The sequence below is a fragment of the Streptomyces sp. N35 genome (genome assembly GCF_016464295.1).
Taxonomy (GTDB): domain Bacteria; phylum Actinomycetota; class Actinomycetes; order Streptomycetales; family Streptomycetaceae; genus Streptomyces.
The window spans coordinates 12,469-33,258 of the sequence record NZ_JAEIMH010000062.1 but is presented as its reverse complement, the minus strand read 5'-3'; the positions used below and the strand labels follow the sequence as shown (position 1 = coordinate 33,258).

Below are 20,790 nucleotides of genomic sequence, written 5' to 3'. Positions count from 1 at the left end.
GGTCCCCTCCCCTTCGATCTTGCGGATCTCACAAGATCGAAGGGGAGGCTAGCAGCGGCCACTGACAAGCCCTGAGTCGATTCCGCCTCAGTCCAACACCGGCAACAACTCCGGCAAATGCCCATCCGAAGCCTCCGCCGCCCGCACCCGCTCCTCGGGCACCTCCCCGTACAGGGTCGTGCGGGGGCGGGACGGGCGGTCCGCCTCGGAGGCGATGGCGATCAGGTCCTTGACCGAGCGGTACGAGCCGTAGGACGAGCCGGCCATCCGCGAGATGGTCTCCTCCATCAGCGTGCCGCCCAGGTCATTGGCCCCGGAGCGCAGCATCTCCGCCGCGCCCTCGGTGCCGAGCTTGACCCAGCTGGTCTGGATGTTGGGGATGTACGGGTGCAGGAGCAGCCGGGCCATCGCCGTCACCGCCCGGTTGTCGCGGTCCGTCGGGCCGGGGCGTGCGATGCCCGCCAGGTACACCGGGGCGTTGGTGTGGATGAACGGCAGGGTCACGAACTCCGTGAAGCCGCCGGTCTCCTGCTGGATCCCCGCGAGCGTACGCAAGTGCCCCAGCCAGTGCCGCGGCTGGTCCACATGCCCGTACATCATCGTGGACGAGGAGCGGATGCCCAGCTCATGGGCGGTCTTGATGACCTCGATCCAGGTGGCCGCGGGCAGCTTGCCCTTGGTGAGGACCCAGCGGACCTCGTCGTCGAGGATCTCGGCCGCCGTGCCCGGGATGGAGTCCAGGCCGGCCTCGCGGGCCGCGGTGAGCCATTCGCGTATCGAAAGCCCGGTGCGGGTGGCCCCGTTGACGACCTCCATCGGCGAGAAGGCGTGGACGTGCATCCCGGGGACGCGCTTCTTCACGGCGCGCGCGATGTCGAAGTAGGCCGTGCCCGGCAGATCCGGGTGGATGCCGCCCTGCATGCAGACCTCGGCCGCGCCCACGTCCCCGGCCGGGCCGGCGCGCTCCGCGACCTGGTCCAGGGAGAGCGTGTACGCGTCGGCGTCCGTGCGGCGCTGGGCGAAGGCGCAGAAGCGGCAGCCGGTGTAGCAGACGTTGGTGAAGTTGATGTTGCGCGTGACGATGTACGTGACGTCGTCGCCGACCATCGACTTGCGGACGTCGTCCGCGATACGGGTGAGTGCGTCCAGAGCCGGTCCGTCCGCGTGCAGCAGGGCCAGCGCCTCGGAGTCCGTCAGGCGGGTCGGGTCGTCGGCGGCCACCGCGAGCGCCGCCCGCACATCGCCGTCGATACGGGACGGCACCATCCCGGGCGCCGCCGCCTCCTTGAGCGCCTCCCAGTCGCCGTACACCTCGTCGAAGTCCTCGCGCCGGTCGCCGGTGCGGCCCTCGGTGTCGAGGGCGGGGCGCAGATGGGTGCGCCCGGCCGAGGTGAACCCCTCGTCGGGCCCCTGCCAGGGCCGGCCCACGCCCGGCGCGTCCGGCACCGCGAGCCCGGTCGCCGGGTCGGACAGCGCCCGTACGTGGGGAAGGACCCGCGGGTCCAGCCACGGCTCGCCCCGGGTCACGAACTCCGGGTACACGCACAGGCGTTCACGCAGCTCGAAGCCCGCCTCGGCCGAGCGCGCGGTCAGTTCCTCCAGCTTGGGCCAGGGCTTCTCCGGGTTCACATGGTCGATGGTGACCGGCGAGACCCCGCCCCAGTCGTCGATGCCCGCGCCGATCAGCCGCTCGTACTCCCCCGCGATCAGGTTCGGCGGCGCCTGCAGATTGCCCGAGGGGCCCATGATGTGCCGCGCGACGGCGACCGTCGCGACCAGTTCGTCCAGCTCGGCGTCCGGCATCCCGCGCATCGCCGTGTCCGGCTTGGCGCGGAAGTTCTGGATGATCAGCTCCTGGACGCCGTGGTACGAGCGGGCCACGCGCCGCAGCGCGAACAGCGAGTCCGCGCGCTCCTCGTACGTCTCCCCGATCCCGATGAGCAGCCCGCTGGTGAACGGCACGGAGGACCTGCCCGCGTCCTCCAGCACCCGCAGCCGCACCGCCGGTTCCTTGTCGGGCGAGCCGTGGTGCGGCATCCCCGGCTCGGACCACAGGCGGGTCGCGGTCGTCTCCAGCATCATGCCCATGGAGGGCGCGACCGGCTTGAGGCGCTGGAAGTCGGTCCAGGTCATGACCCCGGGGTTGAGGTGCGGCAGCAGACCCGTCTCCTCCAGGATCCGGATCGAGATGGCCCGTACGTACGCGATGGTGTCGTCATAGCCGTGCGCGTCGAGCCACTCGCGCGCCTCGGGCCAGCGGTCCTCCGGCTTGTCGCCGAGGGTGATCAGGGCTTCCTTGCAGCCCAGTTCGGCCCCGCGCCGGGCGACGTCCAGGACCTCGTCCGGGGACATGAACATCCCGTGCCCGTCCCGGCGCAGCTTGCCCGGAACGGTCACAAAGGTGCAGTAGTGGCATTTGTCCCGGCACAGGCGGGTGAGCGGGATGAACACGCTCTTCGAGTACGTGATGACCCCGGCCCGCCCCGCGGCCTCGAGCCCCGCGTCCCGCACGCGCGCCGCCGAGGCGGTGAGATCGGCCAGATCCTCGCCGCGCGCCTGCAGCAGCACGGCCGCCTCGGTGACGTCGAGCGCCACACCGTCGCGCGCACGCCTGAGCGCGCGGCGCATCGCATTCGCCGTGGGGCCTGCGGACTCGTCTGCCGGCTGCTGATCAGTCATGGATCGAGCATACGAGCGTACGCCGACAACGGGTCGAGCGCCGTTGATCACAAAGACCCCTCCCCTTCACAGGTACCGTCCGATTCACAGGTACCGCGCGATTCACAAGTACCGTCCGATTCACACGTACCGCACGATTCACACGTACCGCACGATTCACAAGTACCGTCCGATTCACAGGTACCGCCCGAACTCGTCGAGGACCTTCAGGACCTCGGCCTCCCCGCGCGCCGGCAACTGCAGGATCACCTCGTCCACGCCCAACGCCGCGTAGTGCTCCAGCTTTCCGGCCTCGGGCACGACCGCCGTCACCGCCACATACAGGTCCTCGGGCGTCCGGCCCGCCTCCGCCCAGACACCACGCAGCTCCCCCAGCCGCGCGCCGAGGCCGCTGCCCCCGACCGGCATCCAGCCGTCCGCGAAGTCCGCGATCTCCCCGTAGAGCCGGGGCCCGGGCGCACCCCCGATCAGCGTCCGGGGCCCGGTGAGCGGCGGCCCGTCCTTGCGGGCGCGGGGTGCGCGCAGCGGCTTCGGATGCACCTGGCTCGCCTGTACGCGCCCGAACTCGCCCTCGTACGCGGTCGGTTCCCCGGACCACAGCGCCCGCATCAGCGCCATCCGGTCCCGTACGAGAGCGCGTCGCGTCGGCCAGTGGACCCCGTGGTCCGCGGCCTCCTCACGGTTCCAGCCATAACCGATGCCGAGTGTGAGGCGGCCCGCGCTCAGGTGGTCCAGGGTGGCGATCTGCTTGGCGAGGTCGACCGGATCGTGCTGGGCGACGAGCGTGATGTTCGTGCCGAGCCCGAGCCGGGACGTGACGGCGGCGGCCTGGGCGAGCGCCACGAAGGGGCTCAGCATCCGGGCGCACTCGGGGGGCATCTCGCCGCCGGGGTAGGGCGATTCCCGCGAGACGGGGATATGCGTGTGCTCGGGCAGATACAGTCCCGCGAACCCGCGCTGCTCCAACTCCTGTGCGAGCCGCACCGGGGAGATCGTCTCGTCCGTCATGTACAGGGTCGCCGAAATGCGCATGGGGCTTGATATCTCCGGCGGGCGGTCAAGTCCATATGCGGAAGGTGCTTGGTACGTCACCTCGGCCGGACGGTCCCCTCCCGCCCGGGGGCCGAAGCCCTTCTCAGGCTATCGGCGCCCACTGACAACCCGCCCCGGCCGCACCCCCTGCGGCCATCGTTCGCCCATCCCACAACCCCCGCCCCTTGCCCTGGAGTTCACCCCTGGCTACGAAGGTCACACCACGCACCACTTGCGACCATCAAGGAGCCAGGGCATGTGCGAGGCACACGAGACAGGGAACTGCACGGAGCACGCGTCCGGTCACGGCGGTGAACACCTCATGGGCAGACGCGCGTTGCTGGTGACGGGCACCGCGACCGCGCTTACGTTGGGCACCGTGACCTTCGCGAGCGCCGAGGAGCGCGACCCCTCCGACAAAGCCGATAAGGCTGATAAGGCCGGCGAGGAGACCAAGGTGGTGCGCGGCACGCTGCCCACCGGGTCCCCCGACTTCGTCTATCTGCCCGTCCAGGTGCCGGGCGGGGTGCGCGAGATCCACGTCGCGTACACCTACGAGAAGCTGCCCGTCCCCGCGGGCACCGCGGGCAACGCACTCGACATCGGCATCTTCGACGAGCGCGGCACCGAGCTCGGCGGACGCGGTTTCCGCGGCTGGTCGGGCGGTGCGCGCACCGAGTTCTTCATCCGTTCCGACGACGCGACACCCGGCTACATCCCCGGGCGCATCCGCCCCGGCACGTGGAACATCGCCCTTGGCCCGTACACGGTCGCGCCGCAGGGACTCCCGTACGAGGTGACGATCACGCTCAAGTACGGGGAGCAGGCGCCGACCCCCATGCCCGTCTATCCGCCCGGGCGCGCGAAGGGGCGGGGCCGTGCCTGGTACCGGGGCGACTGCCATCTGCACTCCTGGTACTCCGACGGGAAGCGCACGCTCGCCGAGATCGCCGCCGCCGCCCGCGCGGCGGGTCTCGACTTCATCAACTCCTCCGAGCACAACACCCATGCTGCGCACGCCCATTGGGCTCCGGAGGCCGGCGACGACCTCCTCATCCTCACCGGTGAGGAGATCACCACCCGCAACGGCCACATCGTGGCGCTCGGCATGGACCCGGGCACGTTCGTGGACTGGCGCTACCGCGCCCGTGACAACCGGTTCGGCCACTACGCGCGCGAAGTCCGGCGGGCGGGCGGTCTGGTCGTCCCGGCCCATCCGCACGCCACGTGCATCGGCTGCAACTGGAAGTTCGGCTTCGGCGAGGCGGACGCGGTGGAGGTGTGGAACGGCCCGTTCACCCCCGACGACGAGGTGTCCCTGCAGTCCTGGGACAACACCCTGCAGGCGAACCGCGGCACCTGGACCCCGGCGATGGGCAGCAGCGACGCCCACACCCCGGCGGACCGTATCGGCACCCCCCAGACCGTCGTGCTCGCCGACGATCTGACCCGGGAGGCGATCCTGGCGGGCATCAAGGCGGGCCGCAGCTATATCGTCGAATCGGCCGCGGTGTCCTTGGACTTCTCCGCCGCGGGCGGCCGCGGCAAGCACGCCGGCATCGGCGGACGTCTCGCCGTGGACCGCGACGATCCGGTCACCGTCCGTCTGGAGGCGAAGGGCGTTCCGGGCTGCACCCTGCGTTTCGTGACGGATCAGGGCACGCTGTTCACGAGCGCGACGGTCCCCGAGTCGGGCACGCTGACGGCCGAGTGGCGGACCACGGCTTCGTACGCCTCGTACGTACGGGCCGAAGTGCGCCGCGCGCCCCAGGTGCCGCAACTGCCGGGACCGCTGGCCGCGTTCACCAATCCGATTTTCCTCGGGCGCTAGGAGCGGGACTCCCCGGGCGCCGGAACCCGTCCCGAGCCGCGGACCGGCCGCTCAGGCGGCTGTTCGGAGCCGTTGCCCGGACCGGCCGCTCAGAGCGGCTGCTCGGAGCAGTTGCCCGGACCGGCCGCTCAGAGCGGCTTTCCGGCGAACACCACGAGATACGCCCCGTACGCCACGGACACGACGGCGAGCACCGTCACCGTGGCGTACGCGGCCGTCCGCCGGGCGCGGCACAGCGCGGCCGCCGCGGGCAGCAGCAAGGGGAAGGCGGGCAGCAGCATGCGGGCCTTGCAGCCCCAGTTGCCCGTCTGTCCGACGGCCAGGGCCAGCAGGACCGCCGTGTACACGACCAGCACAAGCGGCAGGCTGCCCGGCTGCCTGAGCGCTCCCCGTACGAGCGGCACGAACGCCACGACGGCCGCCGCCACCACGAGCATCGCCCCGTAGAACAGCGGCTCTTCGCGGGTCAGCAGCAGATGGGCGGCGAAGCGCAGCGTGCCGTACCCGAAGTCGAAGTGCGACCCCCATTTCGCCTGGATGTCCAGATAGCCGAGCGGCCGCCCGGTGCGGGCCCCCGCCCAGGCCACATGCGCGAGCCAGCCGAGCGGCGCGATCAGCGCGCCCGCCCAGGCGCGGCGGTCGCGGCGGGCGAGCACGGCCGCGACGACCACCGCGGCGACGACGGCGAGCCCGCTGGGCCGGGTCAGTCCCGCGGCGACAGCGAGGCCGCCGGCGAGCGGATACCGCTCACGCAGCAGGGCGTGCAGCGCCCAGGCGCACAGCGCGACGAACAGCGCCTCGGTGTAGGCCGTGGTCAGGACGACCGCGTGCGGCAGCAGCGCCCAGAGGACCACCACGCCGGTCGCCGTCCGCGGCCCGGCGACCATGCGGACCACGGAGTGGATCCCCCATGCGGCCACGCACCCCGCGACCGCGGAGATCAGCAGCGCGGTGTCGACGGGCGAGAGCGGGAGCACCGCCGAGCCCGCCCGGATCAGCGCGGGATAGAGCGGAAAGAAGGCGAGATCGCTGTACGTGAGCCCGCTCCCGGTCACGTACCAGGTGCGGTATCCGTGCGCCGCGATCGACAGGTAGTGCACGGAGTCCCAGGAGGCACCGAGCGCGGCCGGGGGCCGCCGGCGGGCGCCGCCCCCCGCCACGACCGTCACCAGCAGTCCGGTCAGCCGGGCCGCCGCGTACCAGCCGACGGCATGGGCGGCGGAGGTCCAGGCGGGCCGGTGCCGGTCGAGCGGCTTGGGCGCGGCCTTCACCAGGGTCGTGGACATGTGCGCCTCCTGTCACACCGGGCGGGGTGATCGGGGCCCGGTAGGAGGTCACGATGGTCCAGGGTGCGACGGCGACCGGCGGGGACACACGGGCGGGTGGGAGGAGCGGCGCACGTTCGGCCGACGGTCGAGTACGCCTCGGGTACGGGGCGCGCACACCGGGGCGAGCAGCGCGAGGGCCGCCGTGAGCAGGAACGCGGCGCGCAGACCGTGGAGTTCGGCGAAGGCGCCGAGCAGCGCGGGTCCGGCGATCGTGCCGAGTCCGAGGAAGAACACGGTGACGGTGAAACCGGCGGCGGGCCGCTCGGGGAAGACGCGGTAGCTCCATACGGCGAGCAGTCCGGATCCGGCCATGAAGCAGGGGCCGTACAGCAGGGCCGACAGCGCGACCGCGGGCAGTGCGCCGGGCGCGAGGCCGAGCAGCGCGACCGCGGCGGCGATCCCGAGGAACAGCCCGGCGTGCACCCGGCGCAGCCCGAAGCGGGCGATGGCGTGCCCCGTCAGCGCGCCCGCCATCCCGGCCGCGCCCATCAGGGACCAGAACAGCGGGGCGGTGGCCGTGCCGGTGTCCGCGGATCCGGAGATCAGCTCGACGGCGAAGGACCAGTACACGGCGCCGACCACGCCGTACACGACGGCGGTGAGCAGCAGCGGCAGAGCGCTGCGCCGGTACGTCACACGGCCGGTGCCGCGCACCGCCTCGTGCGCGGCCGAACCTCCGGGCAGCACCCGGGCGTTGTGGACGGCCGAACCGCCGGGCAGCACCCGGGCGTTGTGGACGGTCGAGGCCAGGGCGGCGAGCGCGAAGGCCAGCCAGGCGTACCGCCAGCCCGTCCCGTGGGCGAGCAGCGCCAGCGGGCCCGCGAGCACGACCGCGAAAGCAGTGCCGCTGGAGATGGCGCCCATGACGTGCTCGCGCCGCCCTGCGGGCACCATCCGGTCGACCGCGTCCGAGTAGGGCGCCCAGGCCCAGCCCGAGCTCGTGCCCGCCAGGACCAGGCCGGCGATCAGGAGCCCGGGCCCGCGGGCGAGCGCCACACAGCCCATGCCCACGGTGGCGCAGAGCCCGCCGACGACGACGAGCGGGCGCGGTCCGAACCGGCCGACGAGGGCGCCGACCGTCAGGAGCGCGGCCAGATAGCCGACGTAGGTGGCGCTGCCGATCAGGCCGAGCAGGGAGACGGAGAGTCCGAACTCGGCGCGCAGTTCGGGCAGGAAGAGCCCGTATCCGTACCGGGCGAAACCGAAGGTCACCCCGATCGCGGAGATCCCCGCGACCGCGAGGCGCTGCCCCGGTCCGTCGAGTGAGGTGCGTGATGTCCAAGCCATGTATCCACCGTCGGGCCCGGGACTTCCCCACACCATTGGCGAAAACGTCAGGCTCCTCTAGATTTACGCCATGGCTTTGCGCGTGGTCGTGACACTGCTCGAGGAGACCTCCCTGTTCGAGCTGGCGGTGCCGTGCGCCGTCTTCGCCGGCGAGGGATACGAGCTGACGCTGTGCAGCACCGCACCCGGCGGCCTCCAGCACGCGCCGGGCGGCCTGAGCCTGGCGGCCGAGCACGGTCTCGAAGCGCTGCGCGAGGCGGATCTGATCGTGGTCCCGGCCTGCATGATGGACGGCTACGAGCCCCCGGCCGCCCTGCTCGACGCCCTGCGCGCGGCACACGGGCGCGGTGCGCGGATCGCCTCGCTCTGCTCGGGCGCGTTCGTGCTCGCCGCGGCCGGTCTGCTCGACGGGCGCCGGGCGGCCACGCACTGGATGTACGCCGAGGAGCTGCGCCGCCGCCATCCCGCCGTCCAGGTCGACGACCGTTCCCTGTACGTGGACGACGGCGCGGTCCTCACCAGCGCGGGCACGGCCGCCGCCATCGATCTGTGTCTGCACATCGTGCGCGGCGACTACGGCACGGCAGCGGCGGCGGAGGTCAGCCGCCGGATGGTGGTCGCGCCGCACCGCGAGGGCGACCAGACCCAGTACGCGCCACCGCGCCCCGCTCCCCAGGCGTCCGCCCAGGGCCTCGGCCCGGTCCTCGACTGGGCGCTCGCCCGCCTCCACCAGCCCCTGACCATCGGCGAACTGGCCTCGCGGGCGGGCATGAGCACCCGGACGTTCGGCCGCCACTTCGCCACGGAGCTGGGCGTCACGCCCCTGAAGTGGCTCAACCAGCAGCGTCTGGCCCGGGCCCGCGAGCTCCTGGAGACCACCGATCTCGGCGTGGACACGGTCGCCGACCGCAGCGGCCTCGGCAGCGCGGACAGCCTCCGCCAGCACTTCCACCGGTCCCTGGCGACGACTCCGGCGGCCTACCGGCGCACGTTCCGGGCCGCTGCGGCCCAGGGCGCAGCGGCCGGAACCTGATCAGTCCCGGCCAGCCCCGATCAGCCCGGATCAGTCCTGACCAGCCCTGACCAGCCCGGATCAGTCCTCGACGACCAGCGCCGGCGTCTCCTTCGTCAGGACCTCGCCGCGGAAGAACGCCGGGCTGCGCCAGGACGTGACCAGCATGATGACCAGGCCCAGGAGCAGCAGGCCCACGCCGATGACGAACACCGAGCCGACGCCGAGGACCGAGGAGCCGCTGCCGTAGGCCGGGTCCCACATGTCGTAGAGGGTCTGGGCGAACACGGCGGTCAGCATCAGGGCGCCGAGACCCGGCAGGACACCCTTGACCAGAAGGTCGCGGGGCGAGCGGCGCAGCTCGCGGCGGAAGAACCAGACGCAGGCGAAGGCCGTGATCGAGTAGTAGAAGCAGATCATGAGGCCGAGCGCGTAGATGGTGTCGACCAGGACGTTCTCGCTGAGCACGGTCATCACGCTGTAGAAGACACCGGTGGCGGCGCCGGCCGCGACCGTGGCCCGGCCCGGGGTCTGGAAGCGCGGGTGGACCTTCGCGAACGCGGCGGGCAGTGCCTCGTACGTCGACATCGCGAGGACCGTGCGGGCGACGGGGATGAACGTCGTCTGCAGGCTCGCGGCCGCCGACGCGAGGACGGCGACGAAGAGCAGGATGCCCAGGCCCGAGCCCATGATCGGCTCGGCGAGGGTGGCGAAGACGTTGTCCGCGGTGTCCGGGTTGCCGAGGCCCGTGCCCTTGTCGCCGACGCCCGCGTACATCTGGGTCGCGATGGCGACGAGCAGATACGAGGCGACGATCACGACCATGGCGAGCATCGCGGCGCGGCCCGGGGTGCGGGCGCTGCCGGTGGATTCCTCGTTGATGGACAGACAGGCGTCCCAGCCCCAGTAGATGAAGATCGACAGGGACAGGCCCGCGGTGAAGGCGGCGAAGGAGTCGACGGCGAAGGGGTTCATCCAGGACCAGGAGAAGTCCAGGGAGCCCGCGATCTCACCGGACTTGGCGACGGCCATCACGGCGAACAGCACGATCACGGCGAGCTGCAGCCCGACGAGGGTGTACTGGAGCCACTTGGTAGCGGTCATGCCGCGGTAGCTGATGGCCGTGGCCAGGGCGATGAAGACCAGCGTGGTGAGGATGTGGACGGCCTTGTTGTCGTCCAGTGCGGCCACGTCCGCGCTGCCGGTCGCCTCGCCCGCGAGCAGCCAGAAGAACGACGTGGCCACACCCGCCAGATTGGACAGGACCACCACGGTGGCGATGAGCAGACCCCAGCCGCACATCCAGCCGACGCGCGGCCCGAAGGCCTTCACGGACCAGGTGAAGGAGGTGCCGCAGTCAGGGACCGCCCGGTTCAGCTCGCGGTAGGCGAACGCGACGAGCAGCATCGGCAGGAACCCGGCGAGGAAGATCGCGGGCATCTGCACGCCGACCTCGCCGACGGTCGGGCCGAGGGTGGCCGTCAGGCAGTAGACGGGCGCGACGGTCGAGACGCCGATGACGGCTCCGCCGACCAGGCCGACCGAGTTACCGCCGAGGCCCTTGCCTCGTACGCCGCCCTGCGAGGGGGCGGCCGTGTCTCCGGCCTGGGGCCGGGCATCCACCTGGGTCATGACCAGGACGTTAAGCCCTGCGGTTTCCATGCCCCCGGACCCGTGGAGTGCAGTTCACGAGCTTGCGGAAGGCTGAATTCCGGGGGTTTCCGGGGTGCGGAAACCGCAGGGCTGCCCGGTTTGTACGGGTTCAGAATTTTCCTTGTACGGGTTCAGATTTTCCTGTGCCGCCAGTTCCCAGGCCGTCGTGCGAGCTTGGGCCGACGTGCGGCTACGTCGTCCACACCACCGACTGCAGCTCGCTGTACGCCGCCAGCGCGTACGACCCGCAGTCCCGGCCCACGCCGGACTGCTTGAAGCCGCCGAAGGGCGCCTCCATGTTGCGGCCGATGGTGTTGATGCCGACGCCACCGGACCTGAGCCGGCGGCCGACGCGGAAGGCGCGGGCCACGTCGCCGGACCACACGTACGAAAGGAGTCCGTAGTCGCTGTCGTTCGCGAGCCGGACCGCCTCCTCCTCGTCGTCGAAGGGGACGACCACGACGACAGGTCCGAAGATCTCCTCGCGGACGATCCGCATGTCGTTGGTGCAGTCCGCGAAGAGCGTCGGGGCCACGTAGAAGCCGCGGTCCATCGCCGGCCGCTCGCCGCCCGCCACGACCCGGGCGCCCTCCTTCTTGCCCAGCTCGATGAAGGACTCCACACGGTCGCGGTGCGCGGCGGAGATCACCGGTCCGACGACCGTGCCCTGCACGGCCGGGTCGCCCACCTTCATGAAGCCGATGTACTGCGTGAGCTTCTCGAGGAGCTGCTCGTAGATCGAGCGATGGGCGAGCACACGCGTCGGGGCCGTGCAGATCTGCCCGCTGTAGAAGGCGTACGTGGTGCCGATGCCCATCATCGCCGCGTCCAGGTCCGCGTCCTCGAAGACGATCGCGGCGCCCTTGCCGCCGAGCTCCATGAGCTGGCGCTTCATGGTGCGGCCGCAGACCTCGCCGATCGCCTGGCCGACTCCCGTGGATCCGGTGAAGCTGACCATGTCGACGTCCGGGGAGTCGACGGCCGCCTGGCCGACCTCGACGGACGTACCGGAGACCACGTTCACGACACCGGCCGGCGCCCCCGCCGCCTCCAGGGCCTCGGCCATCCTGTAGACGGACAGCGGGTCCTGCGGGGCGGGCTTCACGACGACCGTGTTGCCCATCGCGAGCGCCGGCGCCACCTTGCCCGCGGGGTTCGCCCAGGGATTGTTGTACGAGGTGATGCAGGTGACGACGCCGACGGGCTGGCGCACTTCGAGCGCACCGAACGCGCCCGCCTTGCCCATCGGCCCGGCTTCGTTGATCTGCGGCGGCAGGGCGTGCTCGGTCGGCTCGAGCGCCCCCTTCGCGTACCGCTTGAAGCGCGCCGTACCGACGGCGACCTGCATCCCGCGCGCGGTCCCTGTCGTGGCACCGGTCTCGGCACGGGCGAGGTCGGCGTACTCCCCCGCATGCGCCTGGATATGGTCCGCGGCCTTCTGCAGTACGGCCGCCCGCTCCTCGGGCGACGTACGCGACCACGTCTCGAAGGCCTCACGTGCCTTCGCAGCCGCCTCGTACACCTGCGAGCGTGACGCCTCAGGGGCAAGCCCGACGACCTCCTCGGTCGCCGGGTTGATCACTTCGTAGTGGCCGCCCTCGGGCTCCACCCACTCGCCGCCTATGAACAGGCGCTGCGCATCGCTCACTTGGTCGACACCGTCCTCGTGTCCTGGCCGGAACGCAGCACCTTGCCGGGAACGGCCCCGGTCACCACGTCCTCACGGATGGCCTCGACACCGTTGACCCAGACGGCGTTGATGCCGAGGGCCTTGGAGTCGAGACGGGGGCTGTCGCCGGGCAGGTCGTGCACGAGCGTGGCCTTGCCGGCGTCGATCTTCTCGGGGTCGAACAGGACCAGATCGGCGAAGTAGCCCTCCTGGATCCGGCCGCGGTCGATCAGACCGAACAGCTGCGCCGGGTCGTCGGTGAGCATCTTGACCGCCTTCTCCAGGCTGGTCAGCTTGCGGCCGCGCAGACAGTCACCGAGGAAGCGGGTGGTGTACGGGGCTCCGCACATACGGTCCAGATGGGCGCCGGCGTCCGAGCCGCCGAGCATGATGTCCTCGTGCTCCCAGGCCTGCTTGCGCAGCTCCCAGGAGTCCGGGTCGTTGTCGGTGGGCATGGGCCAAAGGACCGTACGCATCTCGTCGTTGGCGCAGATCTCGACCAGGCACTGGAAGGCGTCCTGGCCGCGTTCGGCGGCGATGTCGTTGACGATGCGGCCGGTGAGGCCCTCGTTCTCCTTGGAGTACGTGTCGCCGATGACGTACCGGCCGAAGTTGGCGAGCCGCCGGAAGACGCCCGCCTCCTTGGAGTCGGCGCGCTTCAGCATCTCGGCCCGTACGCCGGGATCGCGCAGCTTCTCGATGCGCTCGGGGACCGGCAGCGCGAGGACCTCGCCCCAGCCGGGGATGAGGTTGAGGGCGCAGAAGGTGCCGAGCGACATGTTCATGGGCGCGAGGATCGGCATGGTGAGCGCCACGATCCGGCCGCCGGCCTTGCGGGCGCGCTCGGAGGGCACCAGCTGGCGCGGGACGCGCTCGGGGACGGAGGCGTCGATGGTCAGGACGTTCCAGTTGAGCGGCCGGCCCGCGGCCGCCGTCATGTCCACGAACAGATCGATCTCTTCATCGCTGAACTGGTCGAGACAGCCCGCGACGATCGCCTCGAGCTGGGTGCCCTCGTGCTCACCGACGGCCCGCGACAGCGCGATCAGCTCCTCCCGCTTCGCGTGCCGCGAGGCGACCGGCTTCCCGTTGCCGTCGGAGTGCGTGGAGGACTGTGTGGTGGACAGACCCCACGCGCCCTCGTCCATCGCGGTGTGCAGCAGGTCCAGCATCTGCTGCATCTGCTCCTCGGTAGGCTGTCCGCCGACCGCGTCCTCGCCCATCACGTACCGGCGTATCGCGCAATGCCCCACCATGAAACCGGCGTTGACCGCTATGCGGCCGTCGAGCGCGTTCAAGTAGTCGCCGAAGCCGGACCAGTTCCAGGGCGCGCCCTCTTCGAGCGCGACCAGGGACATGCCCTCGACCTTGGACATCATCCGGCGTGTGTAGTCCGCGTCGTCGGGGCGCGCGGGGTTGAGCGGCGCGAGCGTGAAGCCGCAGTTGCCGCCGGCGACGGTGGTGACGCCATGGTTGAGGGACGGGGTCGCGTAGGGGTCCCAGAAGAGCTGCGCGTCGTAGTGGGTGTGCGGGTCGACGAAACCGGGCGAGAGGATCTTGCCGGTGGCGTCCTCGACGGTCCGCGCCTCTTCGGTGATCGTCCCGGGCTCGGCGAGCACGGCGATCCGGCCGTCCCGGATCCCCACGTCCAGTGCGCGTGCGGGGGCGCCGGTGCCGTCGACTACGGTCGCGCCCTTGATCAGGTGGTCGAGCATGACGGTTCCCTTCGGGTGCGGTGCGTTCGTTCCGTACGTACGTGGGGTCCAGCTGCGAGAGATCGTGACTGTGTCCCGGCCGGGCCCCGCCCGGTGTGGCCGCCACCGTGCGGGAACCCGGCCGGGTTCGTACGGGACGGTGCGGTCCGGGAAGACACACCACCCCGCTCGGCCGGCAGGTGTCAGGCCGCCTGCCGGAACCTTGTGGCAGGTATCAGGCCACCTGCCGGAACCTTGTGGCAGGTGTCAGGCCGCCTGCCGGAACCTTGTGGTCCGGTGCACCGGATCGGTGTCGATCTTCGGGATGACGTGCTCGCCGACGAGCTTCAGCGTGGTGAGCACGTCCTCCTTGGGCACCCCGACCGGAATGCCGAAGCTGAGCTGATCGGCCCCGGCCTGCTCCCAGCGCTTGCACTGCCGGAGCACCTCGTCCGGATCGCCGCAGACCAACAGCTCTTCCTGGATGAGGAGTTCGACGATCTCCTCGTTGAACTCGGGCAGCATCTCCGGCCAGACGGGCAGCCCTTCGGGCTTGGGGAAGGTGTCGTGGTAGTAGAAGACGAGCGACTGCAGCCGGTTGAGTCCGCCGTTGATGGCGATCTGGACCGCCTTCTCGTGCGTCTCGGCGCAGATGGCCGTGGTCGTCACCATCACGTTGTCGTTGACGAAGTCACCGACCGGTTCGGCCTCGGTGATGGCGCCCTTGTACTGCTCGAGGACCCACTCCATGTCCTGCACGCGCTGCACGCTGAAGCCGAGGACCCCGAGCCCCTTCTTCGCCGCCATCGCGTACGAGGTGGGCGAGCCGGCCGCGTACCACATGGCCGGATGCGACTTCCCGTACGGCTTGGGGAAGACCTTGCGCGGCGGCAGCGACCAGTGCTTGCCCTGGAACCCCTCGTACTCCTCCTGGAGGAACATCTTGGGGAACTCCGCGATGGTCTCCTCCCACATCTCCTTGGTGGCGTTCATGTCGTCGATGCCGGGCAGGAAGCCGAGGATCTCGTGGCTGCCGGCGCCGCGTCCGGTGCCGAACTCGAAGCGCCCCCGGGAGAGATGGTCGAGCATGGCCACCTTCTCGGCGACCTTCACCGGGTGGTTGACCGCGGCAAGGGGGTTGAAGATGCCGGAGCCGAGGTGGATGCGCTCGGTGGCGTGGGCGAGATAGCCGAGGAAGACCTCGTTGGCGGAGAGGTGCGAGTACTGCTCGAGGAAGTGGTGCTCCGAGGCCCAGGCGTACTTGAAGCCGGACTTGTCCGCCTGGATGACGTACTCGGTCTCGTCCATCAGGGCGTGGTGTTCGGCCTGCGGGTCGACGGCTCGTCGGGTGTCGGGCACGTAGCCCTGTACGAATATCCCGAATTCCACGGAGGTTCACCGTCCTTCGTCGGTCTGTCCTGTGTCGGTCGGCCCTCATCGTTCTCTGACGTGTCGCGCTCTCTGACGCGCCACGTTCCCTGGCGCGCCACGTTCCCTGACGCGCCACGTTCCCTGGCGCGCCACGTTCTCCGACGTGTCGCGCTCGCCGACGCGATCCGCTTTCTGACGCATCGTCAGATCGGACGCTTCGAACTGTTCCACCACCTGACGGGGCCGTCAATACTGACGGCCCGTCAGGAACGTTCGCACTGCCGGGCCGGCCCCTCCCCGGTCTCAGATCACGCTCACACCCGCGAGCCAGCCCCCGTCGATCACGAACGGCTGCCCGGTGATGTACGAGGAGTCGGGCCCGCTCAGGAACAGCGCCAGATCCGCCACCTCCTTGGCCTTCCCGATCCGCCCCATCGGCACGAGCTTCCCGTACAGCTCGTCGAGGGCGGCGCTCATCTCCTCGGCGTCGACGTCGGGGTCGAGCTGGGACGGGTTGGCCATGGGGGTGTCGATCGAACCCGGGCAGACCGCGTTGACGCGGATCTTCATGCCCGCCAGCTCCAGGGCGGCGACCCGGGTGAGCCCCACGATGGCGTGCTTCGTCGCGGCGTACGTGCCGACGGCACCCATGCCGGTCAGCCCCGTGTAGGACGCGGTGTTCACGATCGTGCCGCCGCCGGCCTCACCGATCACGGGCGCGACGGTCTTGATCCCGAGGAAGGCGCCCACCTGGTTGACCTGGACGACCGTCATGAACTCCTCGAGCGGGGTGTCGACGAGGGCGTTGAAGCGCAGGATCCCCGCGTTGTTGATCAGCCCGTCGATCTTCCCGAAGGCCCCCTTGGCGGCCGCGACGGCGGCCTGCCACTGGCCCTCCTGGCTCACGTCGAGATGCACGTATATCGCGCTGTCACCGATCTCCTTGGCGACCGCCTCGCCCTGCTCGTCGAGCACATCCGCGAGCACGACCCGGGCACCCTCGGCCGCAAACAGCCGAGCCTCCTGCTCACCTTGACCGCGCGCGGCCCCACTGATGAGTACGACACGTCCATCGAGCTTGCCCATGAGACTCTCCTTGATCGGTTTGGAGCGATAGGGGGACCGATTGTTCAGCGAGCCGTCCCGTTTGCCCGATTTCGGCGAGACGATCGGTCCCTCTATCGGAGGGAATGCGAGGGAGGGAGGGGGTTGTCAGTGGGGGGCGATAGCCTGAGAAGGGCTTCGGCCCCCGGGAGGGCGGGGACTGTCCGGGGGTGGGTGAGGGGGGAGTCAGTCGTTCAGGAGTGGGGCGACCTCGGTGCCGAACGCGGTCATCTGGTCCGTGAGTTCGGTGCGGCTGCGGTTGCGGAAGCGGACCTGGATCTGCTGGACGCCCATCGTCTTGAACTCCCGCAGCGACTCGGCGAGCGCCTCCGCCTTGCCGGTGAGCGTCCACTTTCCGGTGTCCCAGTCGGGCTCGCCGACGTACATCGGCTCGGCGATGGTGCCGATGACGATCGGCTCCTCGACTCCGGCCGCCTCGCGCAGCTGCTTCAACTTGGCGATCTGGGCCGGGAGTTTGGCCCGCGGATCGCCCTGCGGCAGCCAGCCGTCACCCTTGGTCGCGGCCCTGCGCACCGCCGCCGGTGAGGATCCGCCCACCCAGATCGGCACCCGCTCCTGCGCCGGGCGGGGGCGCTGCCCCAGTCCGCTGAACTGGTAGCGCTCACCGTGGTGTTCGGGGAACTCCTCCTGGCCGAGCGCGGCCTTCAGGGCGTCGACGGTCTCGTCCAGCACGCGGCCGCGTCCGGCGAAGTCCACGCCGATCGCGTCGAATTCCTCCTCCACGTGGCCCGCACCGACCCCGAGGACCAGGCGGCCGCCGGAGAGGTGGTCGAGGGTCGCGTACGCCTTGGCCGTGACGAGCGGATGGCGCAGGCCGACGACGCCGACATGGGTGAGCAGCTGCACGCGCTCGGTCACACCGGCCAGGAAGGAGAGGGTCGCGACCGGGTCGTACCAGGTGGTGCCCATCGCGTCGGCGAGGCGGCGCGGGATGGCGACATGGTCGCAGTTGGCGATGTAGGCGAACCCGGAGCGGTCGGCGGTGCGCGCGATCTCGACGAGATCCTCGACGCGCGCGTCCGGCTCCCAGGCCTCGGCGAAGATGGTGCTCTGCGACTGGATGGGCAGCTGCATCCCGTACACCAGCCGCCCCTGCTCGTACGTCATGCCGGGCTCCCCTTATCTGACGAACCGTCACGTCCAGGTACGGGGACATCGTGGTACCTGACGATGCATCAGACAAGGGGGGCGGCGTGGCGCCTCGGCGGATCACCGTATGAGGCTCAGCCTTCCCCTCTCAGCGCGCCGGACTCGCCGAGGAGATAACCGAGTTCGGCCCGGCTGGCGCTGCCGAACTGCTCCGAGGCCCGCTTGATGTGATGGGACACCGTACGGCTGCTGATGCCGAGGCGCGCGGCGATACCCGCGTCCGTGTGGCCCTGGACCATCAGCCGCAGAACGGCCCGCCGGCGTTCGTCCGCCAGCTGGACCGGCCTGCCGTGCGGAGAGCCGAAGTCCACGGGCTCGGCCCGGCTCCAGGCGTTCTCGAAGACGCTGACCAGGAAGCCGACGATGCCGGGGTGGTCGACGACCAGGGCGTTGTCGTACTCGTCGTAGCGGCGGTCGGGGATGACGGCGGTGGTGCGGTCGTAGATGAGGCAGCGGTCGAACATCTCGTCGAGGGTGCGGAATTCGCCGCCCGCAGCGGAGACCTTCTCCATGTAGGCGAGCGTCGGGCCGTGTGAGCGGACCGAGTGCTGGTAGAGAACGCGATTCGTGCCGCCGGCCTCAAGACGGGCGATCGCCCTGTCCAGCGATCGCGCGAGCGTGCCCGGACGGCGGGCTCCGCCCGGCTGAGCGGCCAGCGCCTCTCCCTCGCAGGCCGCGCCCATCTTCTGCAGCGCCGCGTTGATCACGTCATTGCCCTGCAACAGCCGCACCGGAGCCACCGCCCGCTGCTGCTCGTCCCGGTACAGCTCCTCCGCCCACGCGAAGGCGTCCTCGATCGAGAGCAGCCGCTGCTGCCCGTCGCGGACCGCCCGCTCGACCGGACGGGCCAGTTCCCTGGCCGCGACGTCGGGCGGCACCGGCGCGAACACCCCCGGCTCCCCTGGGCGCGGCCGCAGCAGCCCCAGCCCCAGGAGGCAGTCGGGCACCTCCCCCGCGGTCGAGCCGAGCGTGATGGCCTCGCGATAGCGGCGTCGGCCCAGGTCGCAGAGTTCCACCGGTTCGGCGTCCGGCCCGTCGACTCCTTGGTGATCATCCCGTTCCCGACACATCTGTCCCCCTTGCGAGTTCCCGCAGTGCATGAACAGCCATGCCGGCACCCGCCCCCCGTGGCCATGTCCGCGGACATCATCACCAAGAGCGCGGCAGGGACTTCAGTCCGTATCGATATCCGAGAAGGAAAATGATGACGTACCGAGAGAAAGTGACCTTCACGGCGGGCGAAGTGCGGCTCACGGGCAACCTCTTCCTGCCCGAGCGGCCCACGGACACCGCCGCGCCCCTGCCCGCCGTGGTGGTCGCCGGGACCTGGACCAGCGTGAAGGAGCTGATGGCCGACCGTTACGCGGAGCGGCTCGCCGCCCGCGGATACGCCGCGCTCTCCTTCGACTTCACCGGATACGGCGAGTCCGAGGGCAGCCCGCGCGACTTCGAGTCGCCGGCCCTGAAGGCCGCCGACATCCACCACGCCGTGACGTTCCTGGCCGGGCACGAGGCGGTGGACGCGGAGCGCATCGGGGCGCTCGGCATCTGCGCCGCCGCGATGTACATGTCGGCGAACGCCGCGGACGACCCGCGCGTGAAGTCCCTTGCCCTGGTGGCCCCTTGGCTGCACGACGCGAAGATCTGCGAGGTGGCGTACGGCGGCGCCGACGAGGTCGCCGCGAAGATCGCGGCGGGCGAGGCGGCCCGCGAGAAGTACGAGGCGACCGGCGAGGTCGACTACGTCCCCGTCGTCAGCCCTGACGATCCGCGGGCTCCGATGCCGTACGAGATCGACTTCTATCTCAACCCGGAGCGCGGCGGGATCCCCGCCTGGCCGAACCGTTTCGCCGTGATGGCCTGGAAGGGCTGGCTGACTCTCGACTCGCTCTCGTACGCGCCGCGCATCACTCAGCCGACTCTCGTTGTGCACAGCGAGGACGCGGCGATCCCGGACGGGGCGCGCGGTTTCCACGCGGGGCTCGCCGGGCCGAAGGAGATCCGCTGGACCGAGGGCACCCAGTTCGACTTCTACGACCAGGAGCCGCAGGTCACCCTCTGCGCGGACGCGACCGCCGCGCACTTCGCGGCCACCTTGCCGGGAGCCTCGGCATGAGCGGGCGCCTCGGCATGAGCGGGCGCCTCAGCGTGAGCGGGCGCCTCGGCGTGAGCGGGCGCCTCGGCGTGAGCGGGCGCCTCGGCGTGAGCGGTGACGACCGGCGCGCACGGGCAGAGGGCGGCAGGAGCACCAGCAGAGGGAGGCGGGCCGCCCTGGTCGCGGCCGCCCTGGCCGTGACGCTCGGCCTGACCGGCACGCTCGGCGCCTCCGCCGCACCGGGCGCCTCCGCCGCCTCTGGAACCTCCGCCGCACCGAGCGCCACCCCCACCACCGACGATCCGTTCGCTCCCGGCCCCCAGCACCGGCGCCTCGACCCGCTGGTCGGGACCTGGAAGGCCACGAAGTACAACTGGCTGCTCGGCAAGGACGGTGAGGTCGTCGTCTCGCACGACTTCAGGGTCAAGGTCCGCTGGATCGAGAAGACCGGCGGCCGTTTCATGGAGGAGCGCACCGAGGGCACGCTGGCCGGCCGCCCGTACTTCCGCACGGGCGTCCTCGGCTACTCGAACATCGACAAGCGCTTCGAGTGGACCACGTTCGACAGCGTCACCCCGACCGCGATGACCTACCGGGGCGCCCCCGACACCGGCGGCTCCCACGAGATATCGATTCCCGGGGAGTTCACCGACCCGGGCATCCTCGGCCCCGAGTTCCAGGGCAGGTCCATCCCGATGCGCACCGTGATCAGGATCGAGTCGGCAAACCGCCACACGCTCGACATGTACTTCACACCGCCGGGCCAGGAGGAACGCCTGGTCGACCGCGTCGAGTACCGCCGCGTGGGCAAGGGCTGACCACCGCCGGGAGGGGGCACGACGCGGGCGGGGCGCGGCCCGCGGCC

The 20,790-nt window shown here is 70.8% G+C and carries 15 protein-coding genes; 4 read left to right on the top strand and 11 right to left on the bottom strand.

The window, feature by feature from the left end; genetic code table 11:
- Positions 1-87: 87 nt before the first annotated feature.
- Both JAO81_RS29040 and JAO81_RS29035 read right to left on the bottom strand, forming a co-directional pair.
- Complete coding sequence (locus JAO81_RS29040) at positions 88-2,679, bottom strand: bifunctional FO biosynthesis protein CofGH (protein ID WP_199550925.1); 2,592 nt, start codon at positions 2,677-2,679, stop codon at positions 88-90.
- 174 nt (positions 2,680-2,853) lie between these two features.
- The gene (locus JAO81_RS29035; protein ID WP_199550924.1) at positions 2,854-3,711 is read right to left on the bottom strand and encodes an LLM class F420-dependent oxidoreductase; all 858 of its coding nucleotides are present in this window, start codon (positions 3,709-3,711) and stop codon (positions 2,854-2,856) included.
- A gap of 256 nt (positions 3,712-3,967) precedes the next feature.
- Here JAO81_RS29035 and JAO81_RS29030 point away from each other — a divergent pair, with 256 nt between their 5' ends.
- Positions 3,968-5,542 (top strand): CehA/McbA family metallohydrolase, encoded by a 1,575-nt coding sequence (locus tag JAO81_RS29030; protein WP_199550923.1) that lies wholly within the window; start codon positions 3,968-3,970, stop codon positions 5,540-5,542.
- Positions 5,543-5,670: 128 nt separating this feature from the next.
- Here the strand turns inward: JAO81_RS29030 and JAO81_RS29025 are convergent, their stop codons facing one another.
- Together JAO81_RS29025 and JAO81_RS29020 are read right to left on the bottom strand one after the other, a co-directional pair.
- On the bottom strand, positions 5,671-6,828 hold the full coding sequence (locus tag JAO81_RS29025; RefSeq protein ID WP_199550922.1) for a mannosyltransferase family protein: 1,158 nt from the start codon (positions 6,826-6,828) through the stop codon (positions 5,671-5,673).
- A gap of 48 nt (positions 6,829-6,876) precedes the next feature.
- Entirely contained in the window at positions 6,877-8,157 is a 1,281-nt protein-coding gene (locus JAO81_RS29020; protein ID WP_199550921.1) for an MFS transporter, read from the bottom strand.
- Positions 8,158-8,227: 70 nt separating this feature from the next.
- On the opposite strand from JAO81_RS29020, the gene JAO81_RS29015 reads away from it, so the two are divergent.
- On the top strand, positions 8,228-9,190 hold the full coding sequence (locus tag JAO81_RS29015) for a helix-turn-helix domain-containing protein (RefSeq protein WP_233416066.1): 963 nt from the start codon (positions 8,228-8,230) through the stop codon (positions 9,188-9,190).
- 60 nt (positions 9,191-9,250) lie between these two features.
- On the opposite strand, the gene JAO81_RS29010 is transcribed toward JAO81_RS29015, so the two are convergent.
- The 7 genes from JAO81_RS29010 to JAO81_RS28980 all read right to left on the bottom strand — a co-directional run bounded on the left by JAO81_RS29010 (position 9,251) and on the right by JAO81_RS28980 (position 18,900).
- Positions 9,251-10,801: an APC family permease gene (locus tag JAO81_RS29010; protein WP_199550920.1), complete on the bottom strand. Its 1,551-nt coding sequence runs from the start codon at positions 10,799-10,801 to the stop codon at positions 9,251-9,253.
- 211 nt (positions 10,802-11,012) lie between these two features.
- Complete coding sequence (locus JAO81_RS29005; RefSeq protein WP_199550919.1) at positions 11,013-12,470, bottom strand: aldehyde dehydrogenase family protein; 1,458 nt, start codon at positions 12,468-12,470, stop codon at positions 11,013-11,015.
- Positions 12,467-14,206 (bottom strand): amidohydrolase family protein, encoded by a 1,740-nt coding sequence (locus JAO81_RS29000; protein ID WP_199550918.1) that lies wholly within the window; start codon positions 14,204-14,206, stop codon positions 12,467-12,469. The genes JAO81_RS29005 and JAO81_RS29000 overlap by 4 nt, the downstream gene beginning before the upstream one ends.
- A gap of 246 nt (positions 14,207-14,452) precedes the next feature.
- Positions 14,453-15,574 (bottom strand): LLM class flavin-dependent oxidoreductase, encoded by a 1,122-nt coding sequence (locus JAO81_RS28995; protein WP_199550917.1) that lies wholly within the window; start codon positions 15,572-15,574, stop codon positions 14,453-14,455.
- Between the two features lie 285 nt (positions 15,575-15,859).
- Positions 15,860-16,642, bottom strand: coding sequence for an SDR family NAD(P)-dependent oxidoreductase (locus tag JAO81_RS28990; RefSeq protein WP_199550916.1), 783 nt, complete (start codon positions 16,640-16,642; stop codon positions 15,860-15,862).
- Between the two features lie 204 nt (positions 16,643-16,846).
- Positions 16,847-17,788, bottom strand: coding sequence for an LLM class F420-dependent oxidoreductase (locus tag JAO81_RS28985; protein ID WP_199550915.1), 942 nt, complete (start codon positions 17,786-17,788; stop codon positions 16,847-16,849).
- 116 nt (positions 17,789-17,904) lie between these two features.
- Positions 17,905-18,900 carry a helix-turn-helix transcriptional regulator gene (locus JAO81_RS28980; protein ID WP_199550914.1) on the bottom strand — a complete coding sequence of 332 codons (996 nt, stop codon included), beginning with the start codon at positions 18,898-18,900 and terminating at the stop codon, positions 17,905-17,907.
- Between the two features lie 134 nt (positions 18,901-19,034).
- Between JAO81_RS28980 and JAO81_RS28975 the strand changes: the two genes are divergently transcribed.
- Together JAO81_RS28975 and JAO81_RS28970 are read left to right on the top strand one after the other, a co-directional pair.
- Positions 19,035-19,946 (top strand): alpha/beta hydrolase, encoded by a 912-nt coding sequence (locus tag JAO81_RS28975; RefSeq protein WP_199550913.1) that lies wholly within the window; start codon positions 19,035-19,037, stop codon positions 19,944-19,946.
- On the top strand, positions 19,943-20,743 hold the full coding sequence (locus JAO81_RS28970) for a DUF1579 family protein (RefSeq protein WP_199550912.1): 801 nt from the start codon (positions 19,943-19,945) through the stop codon (positions 20,741-20,743). The genes JAO81_RS28975 and JAO81_RS28970 overlap by 4 nt, the downstream gene beginning before the upstream one ends.
- The last annotated feature ends 47 nt before the right edge of the window (positions 20,744-20,790 follow it).

Bases quoted from the DNA above. Each gene is read 5' to 3' on its own strand.
- JAO81_RS28990 (WP_199550916.1), bottom strand. From the start codon at position 16,642: ATGGGCAAGCTCGATGGACGTGTCGTACTCATCAGTGGGGCCGCGCGC.
- JAO81_RS29035 (WP_199550924.1), bottom strand. From the start codon at position 3,711: ATGCGCATTTCGGCGACCCTGTACATGACGGACGAGACGATCTCCCCG.
- JAO81_RS28980 (WP_199550914.1), bottom strand. From the start codon at position 18,900: ATGTGTCGGGAACGGGATGATCACCAAGGAGTCGACGGGCCGGACGCC.
- JAO81_RS29030 (WP_199550923.1), top strand. From the start codon at position 3,968: ATGTGCGAGGCACACGAGACAGGGAACTGCACGGAGCACGCGTCCGGT.
- JAO81_RS29020 (WP_199550921.1), bottom strand. From the start codon at position 8,157: ATGGCTTGGACATCACGCACCTCACTCGACGGACCGGGGCAGCGCCTC.
- JAO81_RS29025 (WP_199550922.1), bottom strand. From the start codon at position 6,828: ATGTCCACGACCCTGGTGAAGGCCGCGCCCAAGCCGCTCGACCGGCAC.
- JAO81_RS29015 (WP_233416066.1), top strand. From the start codon at position 8,228: ATGGCTTTGCGCGTGGTCGTGACACTGCTCGAGGAGACCTCCCTGTTC.
- JAO81_RS29010 (WP_199550920.1), bottom strand. From the start codon at position 10,801: ATGACCCAGGTGGATGCCCGGCCCCAGGCCGGAGACACGGCCGCCCCC.
- JAO81_RS29000 (WP_199550918.1), bottom strand. From the start codon at position 14,206: ATGCTCGACCACCTGATCAAGGGCGCGACCGTAGTCGACGGCACCGGC.
- JAO81_RS29040 (WP_199550925.1), bottom strand. From the start codon at position 2,679: ATGACTGATCAGCAGCCGGCAGACGAGTCCGCAGGCCCCACGGCGAAT.
- JAO81_RS28985 (WP_199550915.1), bottom strand. From the start codon at position 17,788: ATGACGTACGAGCAGGGGCGGCTGGTGTACGGGATGCAGCTGCCCATC.
- JAO81_RS28975 (WP_199550913.1), top strand. From the start codon at position 19,035: ATGACGTACCGAGAGAAAGTGACCTTCACGGCGGGCGAAGTGCGGCTC.
- JAO81_RS28970 (WP_199550912.1), top strand. From the start codon at position 19,943: ATGAGCGGGCGCCTCGGCATGAGCGGGCGCCTCAGCGTGAGCGGGCGC.